Source organism: Hyphomicrobium sp. LHD-15 (assembly GCF_031157355.1).
Lineage (GTDB): Bacteria > Pseudomonadota > Alphaproteobacteria > Rhizobiales > Hyphomicrobiaceae > Hyphomicrobium_C.
Map to the genome: position 1 here is coordinate 138,470 of NZ_JAVIFT010000005.1, position 15,469 is coordinate 153,938.

The following is a 15,469-nucleotide window of genomic DNA, read 5'->3' on the forward strand; positions in this document are numbered from 1 at the left end:
GGGAGGCGGAGATGAAGCCAATCGTCGTGGCATGCGCGATCGGCCTTTGCGCGATTTCGAGCGCGACGGCCGCAACGGTGGGAAAACTGGAGCCTCGCGAGGCTGGCGCCCGCTACGGCCAAGCCCTCGGCGCCGCCCTCGTGTGTTACGGACTGAGCACGACCGCCGCCGTCCCCCGGCTTCCGGCGACTTACGTAGACAAGGACCGGCAGGCTTTTGATCAGGAAGCCGATAAGGTGCTGTTGGCTTGGCGGGAGGCCAGCATTTGCCATGCCGCCGGCGGTCCGAACCCTTGCCGCCTCGCTTACCTCTGGAGTTGCCGCGACGCCGTCCGGGAGATCGGCCCCAATGGCACCAAGCTCCCTGGACTCATCCAGGAAAAGACTGATTAATCATATGGTTAGTATTTTCGTGAGCAGCGCCTTCGGCCGCGACCGAGCATCGTACCCAAAAAACCCGATGCTCAGTGTTGCCCAGGGAACATCGCAATATTTAACGGCAGTGCTAAGAGTGTTTTGAGAGACAAAGCAGATACTGCCGGCCGTGCGGAAGGCCCAGGGGAGACCGACGTGACTGCAACTCGTTTTGCTGCACTTTGTGCAGCGACCATCGCGCTTGTCGCGACGACGATACCGTCCAACGCCAACGATGCCACCTTCGCGGCTCTGGCCGGCGCCTGGGGCGGCACCGGGAGCGTGAAGCTCGAGAACGGCAAAACCGAGCGCCTGAAGTGCAAAGGCTATTACAATCCCAAGGCGGGCGGATCCGGCCTCGGGATGGCCATCAACTGCGGCAATGCTTCGTTCAAGATCAACATGCGCGCCAATCTCAAGAGCGCCGGAAACAACATCACCGGCACCTGGGAAGAGCGCGAGTTCAACCAGGTCGGCAACATATCGGGCGTCAAGACCGAGTCTGGCTTCAGCCTCAAGTTCAGCGGCGCGATTTCGGGCTCGATGTCGGTCTCGACCAATGGCGGCAGCCAGACGGTTTCGATTTCGACGGGCGGCCCCGGGTTCAGGGGCGTCAATCTACAGTTCGCCAAGAACGGCTGACTCTGCTAAACGCCAAACGACCTAGAATTGAAGGAGAGCCGAGAATGACGAGCAGACAGGCCCTTGCCGCTTTCACGCTGGTTTTGCTCGGCGCTGCCCCCGTGTTCCTGCTCGCAGCCCTTCCGGCTGAGGCCGGTTTCCTGCGCCGCAAGCCCGAGCGCGACGTCGCAGTCGCCGTCAGCCGCTTCGGAAACGGAACCGTGACCGGCCCGGTGCGCCCGACCAGCACGGGATATGAGGTCCGCCTTCCGAGCGGCAGCTGGGTCGCCTGCCGCCGCAGCTGCTCCGAAACATTGCGCGTTGAAACGGTCGACCTCACCGAGAACGACGGCAGCCTCACCGGCTACGGCACCGCCGCCAACGAATGCGGTATTTTCGGCTGCCTCGACATCCGCTATCCGCGCTAGATCACGGCCCAAGCCGGTCTCACTAACGACCATCCTGATCGCTTCGAACCCACGCGCTCCGATCGTCGCGGCTCCTATCGGCCGCGGCGTGAATCGGCAGCGCAGGAAAAGTCCGAAGCGTGAATCCGCCTAGCTGATGAACGGATTGGTGCGCCGCTCTTCGCCGATGCTGCTGGTCGGACCGTGCCCGCAGATGAACGCGAAATCATCTCCGATCGGCAACAGCTTGGTCTTGATGGCGTTGATCAGCGCATCGTGATCGCCATACGGAAAATCCGTGCGCCCGATTGAGCCCCGGAACAGCACGTCGCCCATCATCATGAACTTGTGCGCCCGGTTGACGAGCACCACCGAGCCCGGCGAATGCCCCGGGCAATGCAGAACCTCGAACACATGGCCGGCGACCGTGACGGTGTCACCTTCCTCGAGCCAGCGGTCCGGCGTCACCGGCTGCGCGGGAATGCCGTAAGCAGCACCTTGCTTGGCGAGATTGTCGAGCAGGAACCGGTCGGCCACGTGCGGGCCTTCGATCTCGACCCCCAGCGCTTGCTTGAGCTCCGCAGCCCCGCCCGCATGATCGATGTGCCCGTGCGTCAGCAGGATCTTCTCGATCTTGAGCCCGAGTTCCGCGATGGCACCCTTGATCTCGTCCAGGTCCCCGCCCGGATCGACGACTGCGCCAACCTTGCTCGCCTCGTCCCACAACAGCGTACAGTTCTGCTGGAACGGCGTGACCGGCACGATGGCCGCCTTGAGGCTTTTGGTCTCGGCTGACGATTGGCTCATGTGGAAATAGGCCGCCTTGAGTTGAAAACGAACATTCGGGAAGGTTTAGAGTGCTTCCGCGAATGTGGAAACCGGGTTTTGCGATAACAAGATCTCCGATCAAGGAGCTAGCACTACGAACGCACCCGGTTTCTGTCTCCGCAGATCTGCTGACGCGCCCTGCGGCAGCGTGTAGGTTCCGCCGCGTGGCGCTCTGGGGATCCCCATGCAATTGAGAGAAATGCGTTTCGCCAAGATCGACGGCACCGAGGTGCTGGTCGAGGTGAAGTCGGCAACGGAAGCCAAGGCAGCGATCAAGGAGCTGCGGCACAAGAAGAAGGAGCTGACGCTTCTGAAGCGCCGGATTGCCAAGCAGGAGGGCAGCGCTCGCCGCACCATCGAGCGGGCCGAAGCCGCCGATCTGCGCGAATCACGTCGTCGCGGACTGTTCGCGACGCTCCGCAGGGTGTCCCGCGCCTTTAGTAAACGCACCCCCCTTCCCGATCTCGACGCCATCGAGCGCGATCTGGAGAAAACCGATGAAATTATTCACAATATCGAAAGCTGCATCGTCCAACTCGAGGGCCGGCTTTTGGGCTGAGCGGCCTCAATTGCGCTTCGTTAGCCACACTCGCCCCAAAAACACCGCTCTCAGGAATAAGCTAGGGGAGGTAGCGTTGTACCCAACAGTCGCGGAAGGGGGGCCGTGATGGACGAGATCCAATCGCGGATGATCGAACTTCTGCCGCGTCTGCGCAGATTTGCACTGGCGCTGACCGGCGAAAAAGACAAAGCGGATGATCTCGTACAAGACACGTGCGAGCGCGCCCTTGCGCACCTGGATCAATGGAAGCCCGGAACGAGCCTCGATAGTTGGATGTATCGTATTGCGCAAAACATTTGGGTCGACCACCATCGCAGTCGCAAGACGCGCGGCGAGCAGTTTCAGCTCGACGAGGCCGAGAACATCGCCGGTGAAGATGGTCGTAACGTCACCGAGAGCCGCCTCACCCTCGCGGCCGTTAACGAAGGCATTGCCCGCCTCCCGCCAGATCAGCAGGTCCTCATCGCCATGGTTTGCGTGGAAGGGATTTCCTACAAGGAAGCGGCGAGCATTCTCGACATCCCCATAGGCACCGTCATGAGCCGCCTCTCGCGCGCCCGACAATCCCTCTACGCCGCCCTCATCGAGGCGCCTCACGAGCCTCTGCCAATTGCCGCCTCAACTGTTCGGGAGCGTTGATATGGTCGCCGTACCCGACGAAATGCTGATGGCCTATGCCGACGGCGAACTGACGCCCGAGGAAAGCCACGCTCTCGAAAACCTGCTCGGCCAGGATTCCGCGTTACGTGCGCGCCTGGAACCCTTCGTCGAAACGCGCACCCGCCTCGCGTCCGTCTTCGAGGCGAGCCTGCACGAACCCGTCCCCGACCGCCTCATCGCGGCGATTGCCCGCGCTCAACCTGCAAGCAAGCCACGCCCCGTAACGAAGGCGCGCACGAATCCGGCGTCTGCCGCCGTCGGGTTCCGCCAGTTCCTCGACGCCGCAGCAGCAGCGCTGTTCCCGCAAGGGCTATCGCATGCCGCGCTCGCAAGCGTCGCGCTCCTGCTCTGCGCCGGTACCGTGGCGGGCTATGTCGCAGGCCGCTCGTCGGCGCCGTCCACAGCGCTTCTGGAGACCGCCGACGCCAATCTCGGCCTCGTCGCGACCGGCGCTTTGGCCCAGGTCCTCGAAAAAAGCCCGAGCGGAACTGCCCTCAACGAGCAGGCGCATGGCGCCTCGATCGTGCCCGTGCTGTCGTTCCGGTCGCACGGCAACGGCGTGTGCCGGGAATATCGCGTGACGCAAAAGGCTGCGGGCCTCGCGGCTTCGGATCCAGACTTCGCAGGCGTCGCGTGCCGTTCCGATGACGGCCAGTGGCGCGTCGCGCTCCACACCGAAACGCCGAAGCAGCAGGCAGCCGGCGAGCCAGGCTACCAGACCGCGACGGCGCAAAACGTTCCGGCCATCGACGCACTCGTCGACTCGCTGATCTCGGGCGACGCGCTCGGAATCGCCGACGAAGCAGCGCTTATGAAGGGCGGCTGGCAGGCGCATTCGCCCACGCCCCGTCATTAAAAAGCGGCCACGCCAGTAAGAAACGGCCCGGCTAGACCATGATCGCTTCAGGCCCTATCAGCCTGAAGCGTGAATCGTCGGTCTCACTAAGATGACCACGATCGCTTCGGACCCACGCGCTCCGATCGTCGCGCCCCCTATCGGGCGCGGCGTGAATCGGCAGCGCAGAAAATGCCTGAAGCGTGAATCGTCGGCCTCACTAAGGTGGCCATGATCGCTTCGGACCCACGCGCTCCGATCGTCGCGCCCCCTATCGGGCGCGGCGTGAATCGGCAGTGCAGAAAATGCCTGAAGCGTGAATCGTCGGTCTCACTAAGGTGACCATGATCGCTCCGGGCCCACGCGCTCCGATCGTCGCGTCCCCCATCGGACGCGGCGTGAATTGGCAACGCGGGAAAATGGAGGCTGTCCGGCTTCGCGGGACGAGATGAAATCGGCGGGACGGCAGCTCACCCGTCAGTGAAGAATGCCGTCGGGCACCCGGCCGCGGCAGACAAAAACGTGACTGGGGCAATCGAGTGCGCGTTTCGGAACGGCGTTACGGCGCGAACGCGGCTCCGGCTGTGCCCGCTTTGATCAGCGTCGTCTGCGACGACCACGAGTCGATCTCCGGCGCGGCTTCGACGGCGGCAGCGGCTGCCGGCACTGGCGAAGTGTTCGGCACCGGAGCAGCTTTCGCGATCGCCCCAGCTCCGCCCTGACAGCGCGCCGGCGCAAGCGCAAGGCCCGCCCCGTAAATGGGATCGCGCCCCGGCGGTCCGAGATCGCGGGTCGAAACCTGCTGCAGAAGCTGCGCCTTAGCCCTCGCGCCGCCAAGTTCCGCCCCGCGCGTGGCAAGGATCGCCGTGACGAAAGGCGCCGCGAATGAGGTGCCGGTCCGATAGCCCTGCTTGGCATCCGGCAAAGCGGTCAGAATGTCCACGCCCGGCGCTGCGACGTCGATGTAGGTGCCGCGATTGGCGTTGCGATAGTTTTCGCCGTTGCGATTGACGGCGGTGACAGCGATCACATTCGGATACGCGGCCGGATAGCTCGGCCCCGCGATCGGCCCGCCGTTGCCGGCGGCCGCGATGAACACGATGCCCTTCTCGCTCATGCGGGCAATGGCGCGCGAGACGGCCTCGTCGCGCGGCCCCGAGAAGCTCATGTTGACGATGTCGACATCGAGCCCTTCGAGCCAGGCCAGGGCCGCAATGAGACGCACGGTATCGGTCGAAGCGTTGCCGGCTGCGTCGCTCCGGAAGGCCGTCGCCAGCAGGAAGGTCGCATCCGGCACCAAGCCAGGCGTCCCGCTTCTCGGATCGCCGGCCAAGAGAGAGAGCACCGCCGTTCCGTGCCAGTCGTAAGGCGACGCCGGCTTTCCATCCAGGAACTCGCCCTGCTCGACCGTGATGTGCTCCAACGCCGGATGGCCGACGTCGAACGACGTGTCGATGATGCCGATTCGCACGCCCTTTGCGCACGAGCCGAGCGAGCTCTTCCACTTGATGAGCTCGCCGCCGAAACAGGTATTGTGCGGGCACGGCTGCGATGAAGCAGGGCTCACGCCGCGCCGGTCGGCACCGGGCTGCCCAGGCGGCGTGACTCCGGCAGAGCGATCCTTTTCACCGAGCGAACCGACGAAGATGCTGTGGGCCTGGTTCGGCGTGACCGACAGGAACGGCAGGATCTTGTGCAGCTCGCGCTCAGCCTCGTCACGATTGGCTCCCGCTGGCGCGCGAATGCGCTGGACCGCTTTTCCCAAACCCTTGAGTTCGACCGGCGGACTGACGATGAACCCGTGCGCCTCGGCCTTGGCCTGATCCACGGCCGAGATCCCCGTCGCGATCAGCTCGGTCGCCCGTTCGGCCTCGAACATCTCGACCGGCAGCTCCGCCCCGAGATCCTTGCCCGGGAACTTGCCGCGCAATCCCGGCACCCGATCCGAGCCTGCCGTCTTCGTATCTCCCGCCTTGGCCGGCTTGCCAGGGGTGACATCCTTGTCGGCGGCTGACGGAAGCGGCGCCCCGTCCTTGGCGTCGTCATCTTTGCCGCCGTTGTCCTTGCCGTCTCTCTTCGCCTGGTCGATGGCGGCCTTGACCGCATCGCGCCCCATGCCGAGACCGGAGGCCTTGCGCTCGTAGGCTTCGAGCCATTTCGACCCGCGCTCTGCAAACGGCTTCTCGTTCGGAGTGCCCTTGCCGTCGGGCGGGCCCCGATTGTCCTTCTCGACAGCGACCGGCAATGTCTGCGGTGGAACCTTTACCGGTCCAGGTAGGACCTTGACCGTTCCCGGCTGGGCCACCGGAGAAGGCTCAGGTTTGCGATCGGGAATATGAACCGGGTGCTTGAAGGACCGTTCCCGGATACGCGCCGCCCGCGCCGCCTCTCTCTCCTGCAGCATCTGCTGCTCCCGCGCAGCCTGCTCCAGCGCGCGCTGACGTTCCCGGCCGATCGCCCTCAGCTGACGCTCGCCGTCGCTCAGGAAAACATCGTCGCCGTCGTCATCGTCGAGATCGACCGGGTCGTTGCGACCCCGATCGGTCGTTTTATTGCGGTCAGTGTTCGTGGTCTTGTTGTCGTTCGTCGCGGACTTGTCGTCCTTTTGCACCGACGTCGGCGTTTTGGAGACCGTTGGCTGTTGATACGTTGGTTGCTGGGATGTCGGCTTTTGATAGGTCGGCTGCTGATAGCTGGGCTGCTTGATGGACTGCATCTGCTGCTGGCGCGCGGCCTGCCGAGCTTGCACCCTTTGCGCCTCGCGCATCGCTGCCTTTTGCGCCTCTTGCATCGCCTTAATGGCAGCCTGCAGCGCCTTTTCCTGTTCCTTGCGCTGGCGCTCCCATTCGGCCATCGCCTTCTGGGAATAGGAATTGTTGTAGTCGCTGCGGTAATCGCGGTCCTTGGCGTCCGCCGCGCGCACGAAGAGCAGCACGGCCGGCACGAACAAAAGCGCGAGCGGAAGCGCTCGGCTCAACGCCCGCCAGACGAACTTATGGCCCCGCGCGGCCATCATCGACGCCCGCCAAGCAAACGCAGAACTTCGCATCTTGAGCAGATCCCGACGCACACACCCCCAGCGTCCGAAGGGATCACCGATCTCAGAAGATGCAAAGAGGTTTTCATGCGTTGTCCACAACCGTTCAGTACAGACGATCGCCCTTAAAAAAGACGCCGATGCGGCCACACGCGGAAAAACATGAAAATTTATGTGTAATGAATCGGGGGCAGAGCGAAAGGCAAAAACGCTTTGCGTCTCTCCCGGCATGGGCAGCGCGCAACCGCCAGTCGCAGGACAACGGAAAGAAAGAACTCTGAACGCCCGCATCCGGAGCGCCTCTCGCGAGCGTCCGCGAAAGCTTGCCTCTGGGCTTTACGGCAGCGAACCGGAACGCTTCCAGGCACCGCGCTAAAAATACAGAACCTAAAAACGAAGAAAGGCGAACCCGACGGGTTCGCCTTTCTTTTCAAAACTCGATGATGGCGCCGGAATTAAGCGGCAGCGATGCTGTCGTCGCCCGGATTGCGCAGCACATAACCACGGCCCCAGACCGTTTCGATATAATGCTGTCCGCCGGTGGCAACCTGCAGCTTTTTGCGAAGCTTGCAGATAAACACGTCGATGATCTTGAGTTCCGGCTCGTCCATGCCGCCGTAGAGATGATTGAGGAACATCTCCTTCGTGAGCGTCGTGCCCTTGCGCAGCGAGAGCAGCTCGAGCATCTGGTATTCCTTGCCGGTGAGGTGCACCCGCTGCCCGTTGACCTCGACCGTCTTGGTATCGAGATTGACCCGGAGATCTCCGGTCTCGATAACCGACTGTGCGTGCCCTTTCGAGCGACGCACGATGGCGTGAATGCGTGCGACGAGCTCGTCCTTATGGAACGGCTTGGTCATGTAATCGTCGGCGCCGAAGCCCAAGCCCCGCACCTTGTCTTCGATCTGCGCGAGACCGGACAAAATGAGGATGGGGGTCTGTACCTTCGCGACGCGAAGCATTTTCAGGACCTCGTACCCGCTCATATCCGGCAGATTGAGATCGAGAAGAATGATGTCGTAGTCGTAGAGCTTGCCGAGATCGGCGCCCTCTTCTCCGAGGTCCGTCGTATAGACGTTGAAACCTTCGGACTGAAGCATCAGCTCGATGCTTTGCGCTGTTGCGCTATCGTCCTCAATCAGAAGGACCCGCATGCTAATTCCCTCTTCCTTGCCCCATCACAAGGCGCGCCGCCCAAATCTTAAAAGAACGCTACCGCCGCCCAAACAAATCAGCCCGAACTATCATTACAAAAGTAACAATCACAGGTTAACAAATCCTAATTTCCGTTTCGAAACACGACCCGCAAAGCAATGGTTCATTTTTAAGCGCGCGAGACAATAAGTGTCCCTCGCCCCGAACCAGCCGGTGCGTCCCGAAACCTAGAGTTGCAGAACTAGTCTTCGCCCCCTGGTACCGCCCGGAACTTTCGTTGCGCAGCGCCCGCCTCCTGGGAGGGGAGCGAATCTGCGCGTTCGAAGACACCCGACCGGCACGAATCAAGAGGTAACAGAATTCGCCCGCTAGCCCTAGGGCCCGAAAACAACTACAACGGCAAGGCAACGTAAAAAATTAGCAAACAAGAGTACAGCGTTGCTTTACCGCAACTTAATTGGAATGTGGAAGAGTAAACGTTTCGGGGATGCGGGCCCCCGGTTGTTATTTTTCATGCCCACCGTAAGGCGGGACGAGTTGTAAGGGACAGGATGGACGATTTCTGGGGGAGCGGGCGGAGTGGCACGCTTCTTGAGAATGCGAGCATCAGGTGTTCTTGAGTAGGGGTAATTGATAATGAAAGCACGCGAGACTGCGCTCAAGCTGAAGCGCTTCGAGATGGATGAAAGGGCCCGTAAGGTGGCCGATCTCGAGCAGATGATCCGTGAATTCGAGACCATTGCATCCGATCTGGATCGTCAGATCCAGGCCGAGGAAGACCGCACCGGCGTCAAGGACGCCAAGCATTTCGCCTATTCGACCTTTGCCAAGTCGGCGAGCCAGCGGCGGGACAACCTGCGCGCCTCGATCGCAGGCCTGCGCCTCAAGCTCGATGCGGCCCAGCAGGATTTCGACGAGGCACAGCAGCAGCTGTCTCGGGCCGCAACCGAGCAGCCGCGTGAAATCAGCCGCACGCGCCGCCGCCACGAGCGCCCGGCCGGCCTGGCGCTTCGTTGAGCAACAGCTGACCCCATCTGCCCTTAGCACCGAACCAATACGTTCAGGCGCTCAGGTCCCGCTCGGACCGAGCGCCTGAAATCGTTTTCGGCGGGTCGAGAGCATTGTCGGCGCGCACCATCCACACCTGCGAAGCGCGCCGCTTCGTCCGCCGACTTGCGTTCGCCCTTTTCCCGTGCCAATCGCTGCGTCAACCGGAGGCAGCAGGTTCCACCTCCCCCACCGCCGACAGGGAACCTTGGCGCACCCAGCCGATCGGCCATTCGAGGTGTGCGCCGGACAAGAGAATGCCGGACAGGAAACGATGCGCCGGAAGCAATCATCTCTCGCGCTTGTCGCACTCGCCGTTGCCGGCTGCTCCGCGGACGGACCGTCGCCCATTCTGAGCCTTCCGACAGCCGCCGAGCTGAATACCCAAAATGCTCAAAGTGAAAACAATACGACCTCGGCCCTCAGCGCCATTTTGATGCCGAAAGAGCTGGTTGTGGGCACACCCACCGAAGTCTATACGCGCATCGCACGCGGCGTGCTCACCTGCTGGTTCGGTGCCGCCGGGCCTCTAAAAGCTGAATACATCTACCATGCCGATGCAGAGCCGGCGTCCAAGGGGGGCAACTCGGAGATCAAGATCCTGACCCGCGATGCCGAAGCCGCAGACCCGCGCTCGGTCCGGGCCTACCGGATCGCGATCGCCCCGTCGGAGGGCAAAACCAAGGTCGAGATCGAAAACGTGCGTCTGCCCGAGCCTCTGGCTACGCGCCTCAAGCAGGACGTTGAGCGCTGGTCCGGAGACGAGGAAGGATGCGGCAAGACCCCCGTCACGGCGGGTTGGGCCGCCGAACAGGTCGTCGACACCAAAGCGACGAAGAAAAACAAAGAAAAAACGAAATAGCCGAAGGGCACGGCCTCGCGGGCCGCCCTGCAGCATTTCGCATGTTCGTCTACGCCAGCGACGCCCCGACAAATCGGGGTTAGCCGGCGAAAACCACATGCTTTGTCAGGACGACCAGATTAGCTCCGGTAATCCTGGATTCGCGTGGCACGAAGGCCCGGAAGCCCATGCTTGTCGATCGACCGTTGCCAGGACAGAAACTCGTCCACGGTCAACTTGTACCGCTCGCAAGCCTCTTCAATGCTGAGGAGGCCACCGCGCACGGCCGCCACGACCTCCGCCTTGCGGCGAATGACCCAGCGTTTCGTATCCCGGGGTGGGAGATCTGCGACCGTCAACGGGCTACCGTCAGGGCCGATAACATAGCGCACGCGCGCTCTCATCTGATGTTCGGTCATGATACTCGATACTGCTACTGACCAGCCGTCAAGCTAACCTAATTCTCTTAAACATGGCCTAAGCCATTGAGTAAACATACCATAAAACACTGTATGAAATCACGCAAACCCGGCCATTATGGTTGACGCTTCGCCACAATTTGGCACGCTTGGTAAGAGATGGCTGTATCCCGGCTTGCACCGGGGACGATGTGCCCCTTATCATGCGCCCCACAAACTTGGGGCCGCGGCTTGCCGAGCCGCGCGGAAATGACGGGCGGCCAAGGGATGGGGCAGCCATATAATTGTGCCCATTGAACAATCGCCCCTTTGAACGAGATACCAACGTGTCATCGCCTTCCCTTGAGACCCCAATCGGAGACGGCAAGCGGAAGCGCGTGGTCGTGGCGATGTCCGGCGGCGTCGACTCCTCCGTCGTAGCCGGCCTTCTCGCTCAGTCCGGACACGAGGTTATCGGGATTACGCTGCAGTTGTACGACCACGGCGAGGCCGTTGGCCGCAAGGGCTCCTGCTGCGCCGGCCAGGACGTCGAGGACGCACGCCGCGTCGCCCAGAAGCTCGACATCCCGCACTATGTTCTCGACTACGAGAAGCGCTTCTCGGACGCGGTCATGAAGTCGTTCGCCGAGAGCTACGTGGCCGGCGAAACGCCCATCCCCTGCGTCACCTGCAATCAGAAGATCAAGTTCCATGATCTGCTCGGCACCGCCCGCGAGCTCGGCGCCGATCTGCTTGCAACCGGTCATTATGTTCAGCGCGGCCAGGGCCGTGACGGCCCGGCCATGTTCCGCGCCAGCGACGCCGATCGCGACCAGAGCTACTTTCTGTTCGCCACCACGCGGGAGCAGCTGGCCCATCTTTGGTTCCCGTTGGGCGGCATGCAGAAGGACGATGTACGCGCCATCGCCCACGATCTCGGCCTGTTGGTTGCTGACAAGTCGGACAGCCAGGACATCTGCTTCGTCCAGAAAGGCCGCTACAGCGACGTCATCGAACGCCTGAAGCCCGGCGCCCTGCACCCCGGCGACATCGTCCATATCGATGGCCGCCGCCTTGGCCGGCACGAAGGCATCGTGAACTACACCATCGGCCAGCGCCGCGGCTTGAAGATCGCATCCGCCGACCCGCTCTACGTGCTGAGCCTCAATGCAAAGCGCAACGAGGTGGTGGTGGGACCACGTGCCTTCTTGCACACCCGCACTCTCATTCTTAGGAACGTGAACTGGCTCGGCGATGGCACCCTGGAAGACGCCATTTCCGGCCCGGGAGCAGATGCCTACGCGCGTATCCGGTCTTCGCAACCGCCTCAGCCGGCGACCGTTTCTACCGGCTCCGACGGAGCTGTGACGGTGACGCTGCGCGACGGCGAGCATGGAGCGGCGGCCGGTCAGGCCTGTGTTCTCTATGCCGACGGCTCGACGGAAGCCCGGGTTTTGGGCGGTGGATGGATTGCGGAGGCCGTGAAGGCCGATAAAATGGAACGTCTTGAATCGTCCGCTTGAGGGCGGCCGAGGCAAAGATCCGAAGTCGATCGAGGCCCGTGCGGTATCATGGGCAAGCAGGCTTCGTCGGGAGAGAGAGCGTGCAAAATATGAACCCCAACACGAAGCCTCGTTTGCGTGTTGAAGACCTTGAACGCTCCAACGGCCGCATCGTCGGTATCGGGCGCATCGAAGAGGATGTCGTCAAGGTTGCCTACCGCCGGTGGGCACCTATCTACGATCATACGTTCGGCCGCGTTTCGACCGAAGGGCGCAAGAGTGCCGCCCAGGTGATCAACAAGAGCCTCGATCAGGGCCGCGTGCTCGAGGTTGGCGTCGGCACGGGCTTGGCGCTCGGCGACTACGGCCGTCACCTCGAGGTCGTCGGCATCGACCTTTCGCCCGACATGCTCGACAAGGCGCGCGAGCGCGTCGCCAACGAGGGCCTCGATCACGTGACCGGCCTGCACGAGATGGACGCCGGAGACCTCCAGTTCCCGGACAATTCATTCGACATCGTGACCGCCATGTTCGTCATGACGGTCGTCCCCGAACCCGAGAAGGTCATGCGCGAGCTTGCGCGCGTCACTAAGCCCGGTGGCGAGGTCGTGCTCGTCAACCACTTCAGCCAGACCGAAGGCGTCCGCGGCTGGGTCGAGCGCCGCATGGCGCCGTTCGCCGAGATCATCGGCTGGCGTTCGGTGTTCGATCAGTCGCGCGTCATGGTCTGCGACAACCTCACCCTGAGCGAGCGCAAGGCGCTGCGTCCGTGGGGCATCTTTACGATGATGCGCTTCAAGAAGAAGGCCGAGCACAGCCTGCATCCGATCGCGGCAGAGTAAAAAACGGCCGATCACCCCCAGGGAATTGGGCAGCCAAGATTGAAATCACGATACCATGCGGGCGGCGCTTGACGCCGGGCTCGCTGATTCATATAGACCATGCTCGCTTCGGCCCGACCGGTGTCCGCGGCGAGGTTGATCGGCCTCCCCACAGGGACGCACGATTTTTGGCGGGATAGCTCAGGTGGTTAGAGCGAAGGTCTCATAATCCTTAGGTCGGCGGTTCGAGTCCGCCTCCCGCTACCAATTTTTCTTCGTATATTTTGCGAATCGACTGCGCTGCCGGCACGTTGGCCCCCAAAAAGACTCGCGAACAAACTGAACACTGCAAACGGGCCGACACATAAAAAAGTCGGCACGCACTGTTTTCGGGAAAAGCGATCGCAATCCGCGACCGCCAGAAACGCCAAACCCACCTCAGCCACTTATTGGACCATGTTTTCCCCAAGTTGAACAACGTCTGCCAAAAGATCATTTGCCGTCTGATTTTATCGGGTTAAATTTGAATGTCACCAAAACCCGGGGGCTGGCATGGCGATCGAATTACGTTCGTTGCACACTCGGAGAATTCCCGAATTTTCCCATCCAAATGAATACTTTCCGTATCGTCAGGAAAAACCCTGGCATAAGCCAGAAAAGAATAATTGCACTTTCTATCACGCGATGACACTGCCGGACGGGTCCGAAATTTCAGGTCCCTGGGACATTCGCGGCCGTTTCGACAAATACATCGGCGACTATCCGCTCCGCGGAAAGACCGTTCTTGATGTAGGGACTGCTTCGGGGTTCCTCGCCTTCGAGGCCGAAAAGAGAGGTGCCACGGTCACCGCGACCGATGCGCACTCGGCCCTGGATATGAAAAGCCTCCCGTTTCAACACTCAGCGCATTACGCGAACAAAGCCGCATGGCTCGCGGCCATGGACCCGTGGCTAATTACCCTCAAAAACTCGTTCTGGTTTAGCTGGCACGAATACCAAAGCGAGGTTGACGTCCTTTATGCGCCAATCGACAGACTGACCTTATGGGATAAGAAATTCGATGTTGTTATTGCAGGTGCCATCCTTGAGCATTTATCCGATCCCATAACAGCCATCGGCGTTTTTGCCTCACTAGCAAAGGAAGCCGTCATCATCGGATTTACGCCCGTTTCCTCCAGTGAAGGCCTTATCCTTGAAACAGTCACCCCATGGTCAAGTCCGGAACCGGAAATGAGCTATACGTGGTGGGCGGTTTCTCGCGGCCTCTACAAACGAATTTTCGCGAATATGGGATTTGATGTTGAGTTTGTGGAATGTGAAGCCGTTTGCAACGGCGTGCCGGCAAGTCGCCCGACGATAGTTGCAAGGCGCGTTCGTCCGATATAGCGCGCGCCGCCGCGCGCACATCTGCATGACAGCCTGATGACGTTTCGCTTAAACGCCAATTCACGCCTCGCTGCTAAACGTGCCCCAACGGAACGGCGGAGTGATCGATGTTTGGCGCGTTTGCACCCTTGCTCCTGGACAGCAAGGGGCCGGAAATCTTCTTGGATCGTGTGCGGGCAACGCTCGATATCGCCCTACAGCGCATCACCGACATACGTTCCGGCTCCGCCCACGGCTTCGAGGCGCTGGCCCGCAACACGCCGGCCTTCGATCCCGCCGCGAGCAAATCCTTGGTGGTCGCCGCGACGGGCCGCCGTATGCCGACGATCTCGGCGTTGAACGACACATAGGCGATGCTGGTCATGTCGCGCTGGTTGGCACCGACACACTTGTAGCGGCGCAGCCCAGATTGCATCTCGTCAAGCAGCATGACGTGGCCTTGCCACGACGCCCCGCGCGGAACTACGACGATATCGTCCGGCTGCGGGTTGGCACGCGCGTCAATCCCGAAGTTTGTGTAGGTGCGCGCAAGTAGACGCGTATCGAGCGGAGGCAACGGCGCGTGGGCGATCGCCTCGGCAAGCGCTTCCTCGGCCGTCGCTGCCGTCACGGGATCGGTGCTGTCGAGATCGGCGAGCGCGTACCCAGCGCGGCCGAATGTTTCGAGCACGAGCGAGGCGCCGACGGCGCCGGCACAGTTCGCAACCTCGTCGCTCGTGACCTCGGGATGGCGGACGAGCGAAAACCAGCTCGTCGGCGTGCCCGCGATGACCGGGTTCGCATGATCGCCCGGAACCTCCTTCTCGCCGATCCAGCCTCGAAAAATTTCGAGGCGGAGCAGCACCGCCGTGGTCGTCATCGTTACGCCCGATAAAAAGGCCGGCGAATGCCAGCCTTGCTAGTAGTCTTTTGAAACGCTTGATCGGTTCGCTCGGCCGTTGATAGGGTTACCCCTA

The 15,469-nt window shown here is 61.7% G+C and carries 16 protein-coding genes and 1 tRNA gene; 12 read left to right on the plus strand and 5 right to left on the minus strand.

Annotated elements, in window-relative coordinates:
- Positions 1–11: 11 nt before the first annotated feature.
- The 3 genes from RCO24_RS15495 to RCO24_RS15505 all read left to right on the plus strand — a co-directional run bounded on the left by RCO24_RS15495 (position 12) and on the right by RCO24_RS15505 (position 1,462).
- Positions 12–392, plus strand: a complete 381-nt coding sequence (locus RCO24_RS15495; protein WP_308963387.1) for a hypothetical protein — start codon at positions 12–14, stop codon at positions 390–392.
- Between the two features lie 177 nt (positions 393–569).
- On the plus strand, positions 570–1,055 hold the full coding sequence (locus RCO24_RS15500) for a hypothetical protein (protein WP_308963388.1): 486 nt from the start codon (positions 570–572) through the stop codon (positions 1,053–1,055).
- 44 nt (positions 1,056–1,099) lie between these two features.
- Positions 1,100–1,462 carry a hypothetical protein gene (locus tag RCO24_RS15505; RefSeq protein WP_308963390.1) on the plus strand — a complete coding sequence of 121 codons (363 nt, stop codon included), beginning with the start codon at positions 1,100–1,102 and terminating at the stop codon, positions 1,460–1,462.
- A gap of 129 nt (positions 1,463–1,591) precedes the next feature.
- On the opposite strand, the gene RCO24_RS15510 is transcribed toward RCO24_RS15505, so the two are convergent.
- Positions 1,592–2,248, minus strand: coding sequence for an MBL fold metallo-hydrolase (locus RCO24_RS15510; protein ID WP_308963391.1), 657 nt, complete (start codon positions 2,246–2,248; stop codon positions 1,592–1,594).
- 205 nt (positions 2,249–2,453) lie between these two features.
- Between RCO24_RS15510 and RCO24_RS15515 the strand changes: the two genes are divergently transcribed.
- From RCO24_RS15515 to RCO24_RS15525, 3 genes are all read left to right on the plus strand, one after another.
- A complete protein-coding gene (locus RCO24_RS15515; protein WP_308963392.1) occupies positions 2,454–2,828 on the plus strand; it encodes a hypothetical protein in 375 nt (124 codons plus the stop codon).
- Between the two features lie 108 nt (positions 2,829–2,936).
- Entirely contained in the window at positions 2,937–3,470 is a 534-nt protein-coding gene (locus RCO24_RS15520) for an RNA polymerase sigma factor (RefSeq protein WP_308963393.1), read from the plus strand.
- Between the two features lies 1 nt (position 3,471).
- On the plus strand, positions 3,472–4,347 hold the full coding sequence (locus tag RCO24_RS15525; RefSeq protein ID WP_308963394.1) for a hypothetical protein: 876 nt from the start codon (positions 3,472–3,474) through the stop codon (positions 4,345–4,347).
- Between the two features lie 538 nt (positions 4,348–4,885).
- On the opposite strand, the gene RCO24_RS15530 is transcribed toward RCO24_RS15525, so the two are convergent.
- Entirely contained in the window at positions 4,886–7,375 is a 2,490-nt protein-coding gene (locus tag RCO24_RS15530) for a S8 family serine peptidase (protein WP_308963395.1), read from the minus strand.
- A gap of 443 nt (positions 7,376–7,818) precedes the next feature.
- Complete coding sequence (gene ctrA, locus RCO24_RS15535; protein ID WP_308963396.1) at positions 7,819–8,517, minus strand: response regulator transcription factor CtrA; 699 nt, start codon at positions 8,515–8,517, stop codon at positions 7,819–7,821.
- A 637-nt stretch (positions 8,518–9,154) separates the two neighbouring features.
- On the opposite strand from ctrA, the gene RCO24_RS15540 reads away from it, so the two are divergent.
- A complete protein-coding gene (locus RCO24_RS15540) occupies positions 9,155–9,535 on the plus strand; it encodes a flagellar export protein FliJ (protein ID WP_308963397.1) in 381 nt (126 codons plus the stop codon).
- Positions 9,536–9,839: 304 nt separating this feature from the next.
- Positions 9,840–10,427, plus strand: a complete 588-nt coding sequence (locus RCO24_RS15545; RefSeq protein ID WP_308963399.1) for a hypothetical protein — start codon at positions 9,840–9,842, stop codon at positions 10,425–10,427.
- A 119-nt stretch (positions 10,428–10,546) separates the two neighbouring features.
- Here the strand turns inward: RCO24_RS15545 and RCO24_RS15550 are convergent, their stop codons facing one another.
- Complete coding sequence (locus RCO24_RS15550) at positions 10,547–10,825, minus strand: DUF1153 domain-containing protein (protein ID WP_026868147.1); 279 nt, start codon at positions 10,823–10,825, stop codon at positions 10,547–10,549.
- Positions 10,826–11,151: 326 nt separating this feature from the next.
- Between RCO24_RS15550 and mnmA the strand changes: the two genes are divergently transcribed.
- The 4 genes from mnmA (at position 11,152) to RCO24_RS15570 (ending at position 14,513) form a co-directional block, all read left to right on the plus strand.
- Positions 11,152–12,327: a tRNA 2-thiouridine(34) synthase MnmA gene (mnmA, locus tag RCO24_RS15555; RefSeq protein WP_308963400.1), complete on the plus strand. Its 1,176-nt coding sequence runs from the start codon at positions 11,152–11,154 to the stop codon at positions 12,325–12,327.
- Between the two features lie 89 nt (positions 12,328–12,416).
- Positions 12,417–13,148 (plus strand): class I SAM-dependent methyltransferase, encoded by a 732-nt coding sequence (locus tag RCO24_RS15560; protein ID WP_308963401.1) that lies wholly within the window; start codon positions 12,417–12,419, stop codon positions 13,146–13,148.
- Positions 13,149–13,317: 169 nt separating this feature from the next.
- A tRNA-Met gene (locus RCO24_RS15565) sits at positions 13,318–13,394 on the plus strand.
- A 285-nt stretch (positions 13,395–13,679) separates the two neighbouring features.
- Positions 13,680–14,513, plus strand: a complete 834-nt coding sequence (locus RCO24_RS15570; protein ID WP_308963403.1) for a methyltransferase domain-containing protein — start codon at positions 13,680–13,682, stop codon at positions 14,511–14,513.
- Positions 14,514–14,586: 73 nt separating this feature from the next.
- On the opposite strand, the gene RCO24_RS15575 is transcribed toward RCO24_RS15570, so the two are convergent.
- Positions 14,587–15,372: a hypothetical protein gene (locus RCO24_RS15575; RefSeq protein WP_308963405.1), complete on the minus strand. Its 786-nt coding sequence runs from the start codon at positions 15,370–15,372 to the stop codon at positions 14,587–14,589.
- Positions 15,373–15,469 lie beyond the last annotated feature (97 nt).

What these genes read in the sequence shown, in the direction of transcription:
- RCO24_RS15550 (WP_026868147.1), bottom strand. Translation starts at nt 10,825, where the DNA reads ATGACCGAACATCAGATGAGAGCGCGCGTGCGCTATGTTATCGGCCCT.
- RCO24_RS15510 (WP_308963391.1), bottom strand. Translation starts at nt 2,248, where the DNA reads ATGAGCCAATCGTCAGCCGAGACCAAAAGCCTCAAGGCGGCCATCGTG.
- ctrA (WP_308963396.1), bottom strand. Translation starts at nt 8,517, where the DNA reads ATGCGGGTCCTTCTGATTGAGGACGATAGCGCAACAGCGCAAAGCATC.
- RCO24_RS15545 (WP_308963399.1), top strand. Translation starts at nt 9,840, where the DNA reads ATGCGCCGGAAGCAATCATCTCTCGCGCTTGTCGCACTCGCCGTTGCC.
- RCO24_RS15515 (WP_308963392.1), top strand. Translation starts at nt 2,454, where the DNA reads ATGCAATTGAGAGAAATGCGTTTCGCCAAGATCGACGGCACCGAGGTG.
- RCO24_RS15520 (WP_308963393.1), top strand. Translation starts at nt 2,937, where the DNA reads ATGGACGAGATCCAATCGCGGATGATCGAACTTCTGCCGCGTCTGCGC.
- RCO24_RS15540 (WP_308963397.1), top strand. Translation starts at nt 9,155, where the DNA reads ATGAAAGCACGCGAGACTGCGCTCAAGCTGAAGCGCTTCGAGATGGAT.
- RCO24_RS15560 (WP_308963401.1), top strand. Translation starts at nt 12,417, where the DNA reads ATGAACCCCAACACGAAGCCTCGTTTGCGTGTTGAAGACCTTGAACGC.
- RCO24_RS15530 (WP_308963395.1), bottom strand. Translation starts at nt 7,375, where the DNA reads ATGCGAAGTTCTGCGTTTGCTTGGCGGGCGTCGATGATGGCCGCGCGG.
- RCO24_RS15575 (WP_308963405.1), bottom strand. Translation starts at nt 15,372, where the DNA reads ATGACGACCACGGCGGTGCTGCTCCGCCTCGAAATTTTTCGAGGCTGG.
- RCO24_RS15570 (WP_308963403.1), top strand. Translation starts at nt 13,680, where the DNA reads ATGGCGATCGAATTACGTTCGTTGCACACTCGGAGAATTCCCGAATTT.
- RCO24_RS15525 (WP_308963394.1), top strand. Translation starts at nt 3,472, where the DNA reads ATGGTCGCCGTACCCGACGAAATGCTGATGGCCTATGCCGACGGCGAA.
- RCO24_RS15495 (WP_308963387.1), top strand. Translation starts at nt 12, where the DNA reads ATGAAGCCAATCGTCGTGGCATGCGCGATCGGCCTTTGCGCGATTTCG.
- RCO24_RS15505 (WP_308963390.1), top strand. Translation starts at nt 1,100, where the DNA reads ATGACGAGCAGACAGGCCCTTGCCGCTTTCACGCTGGTTTTGCTCGGC.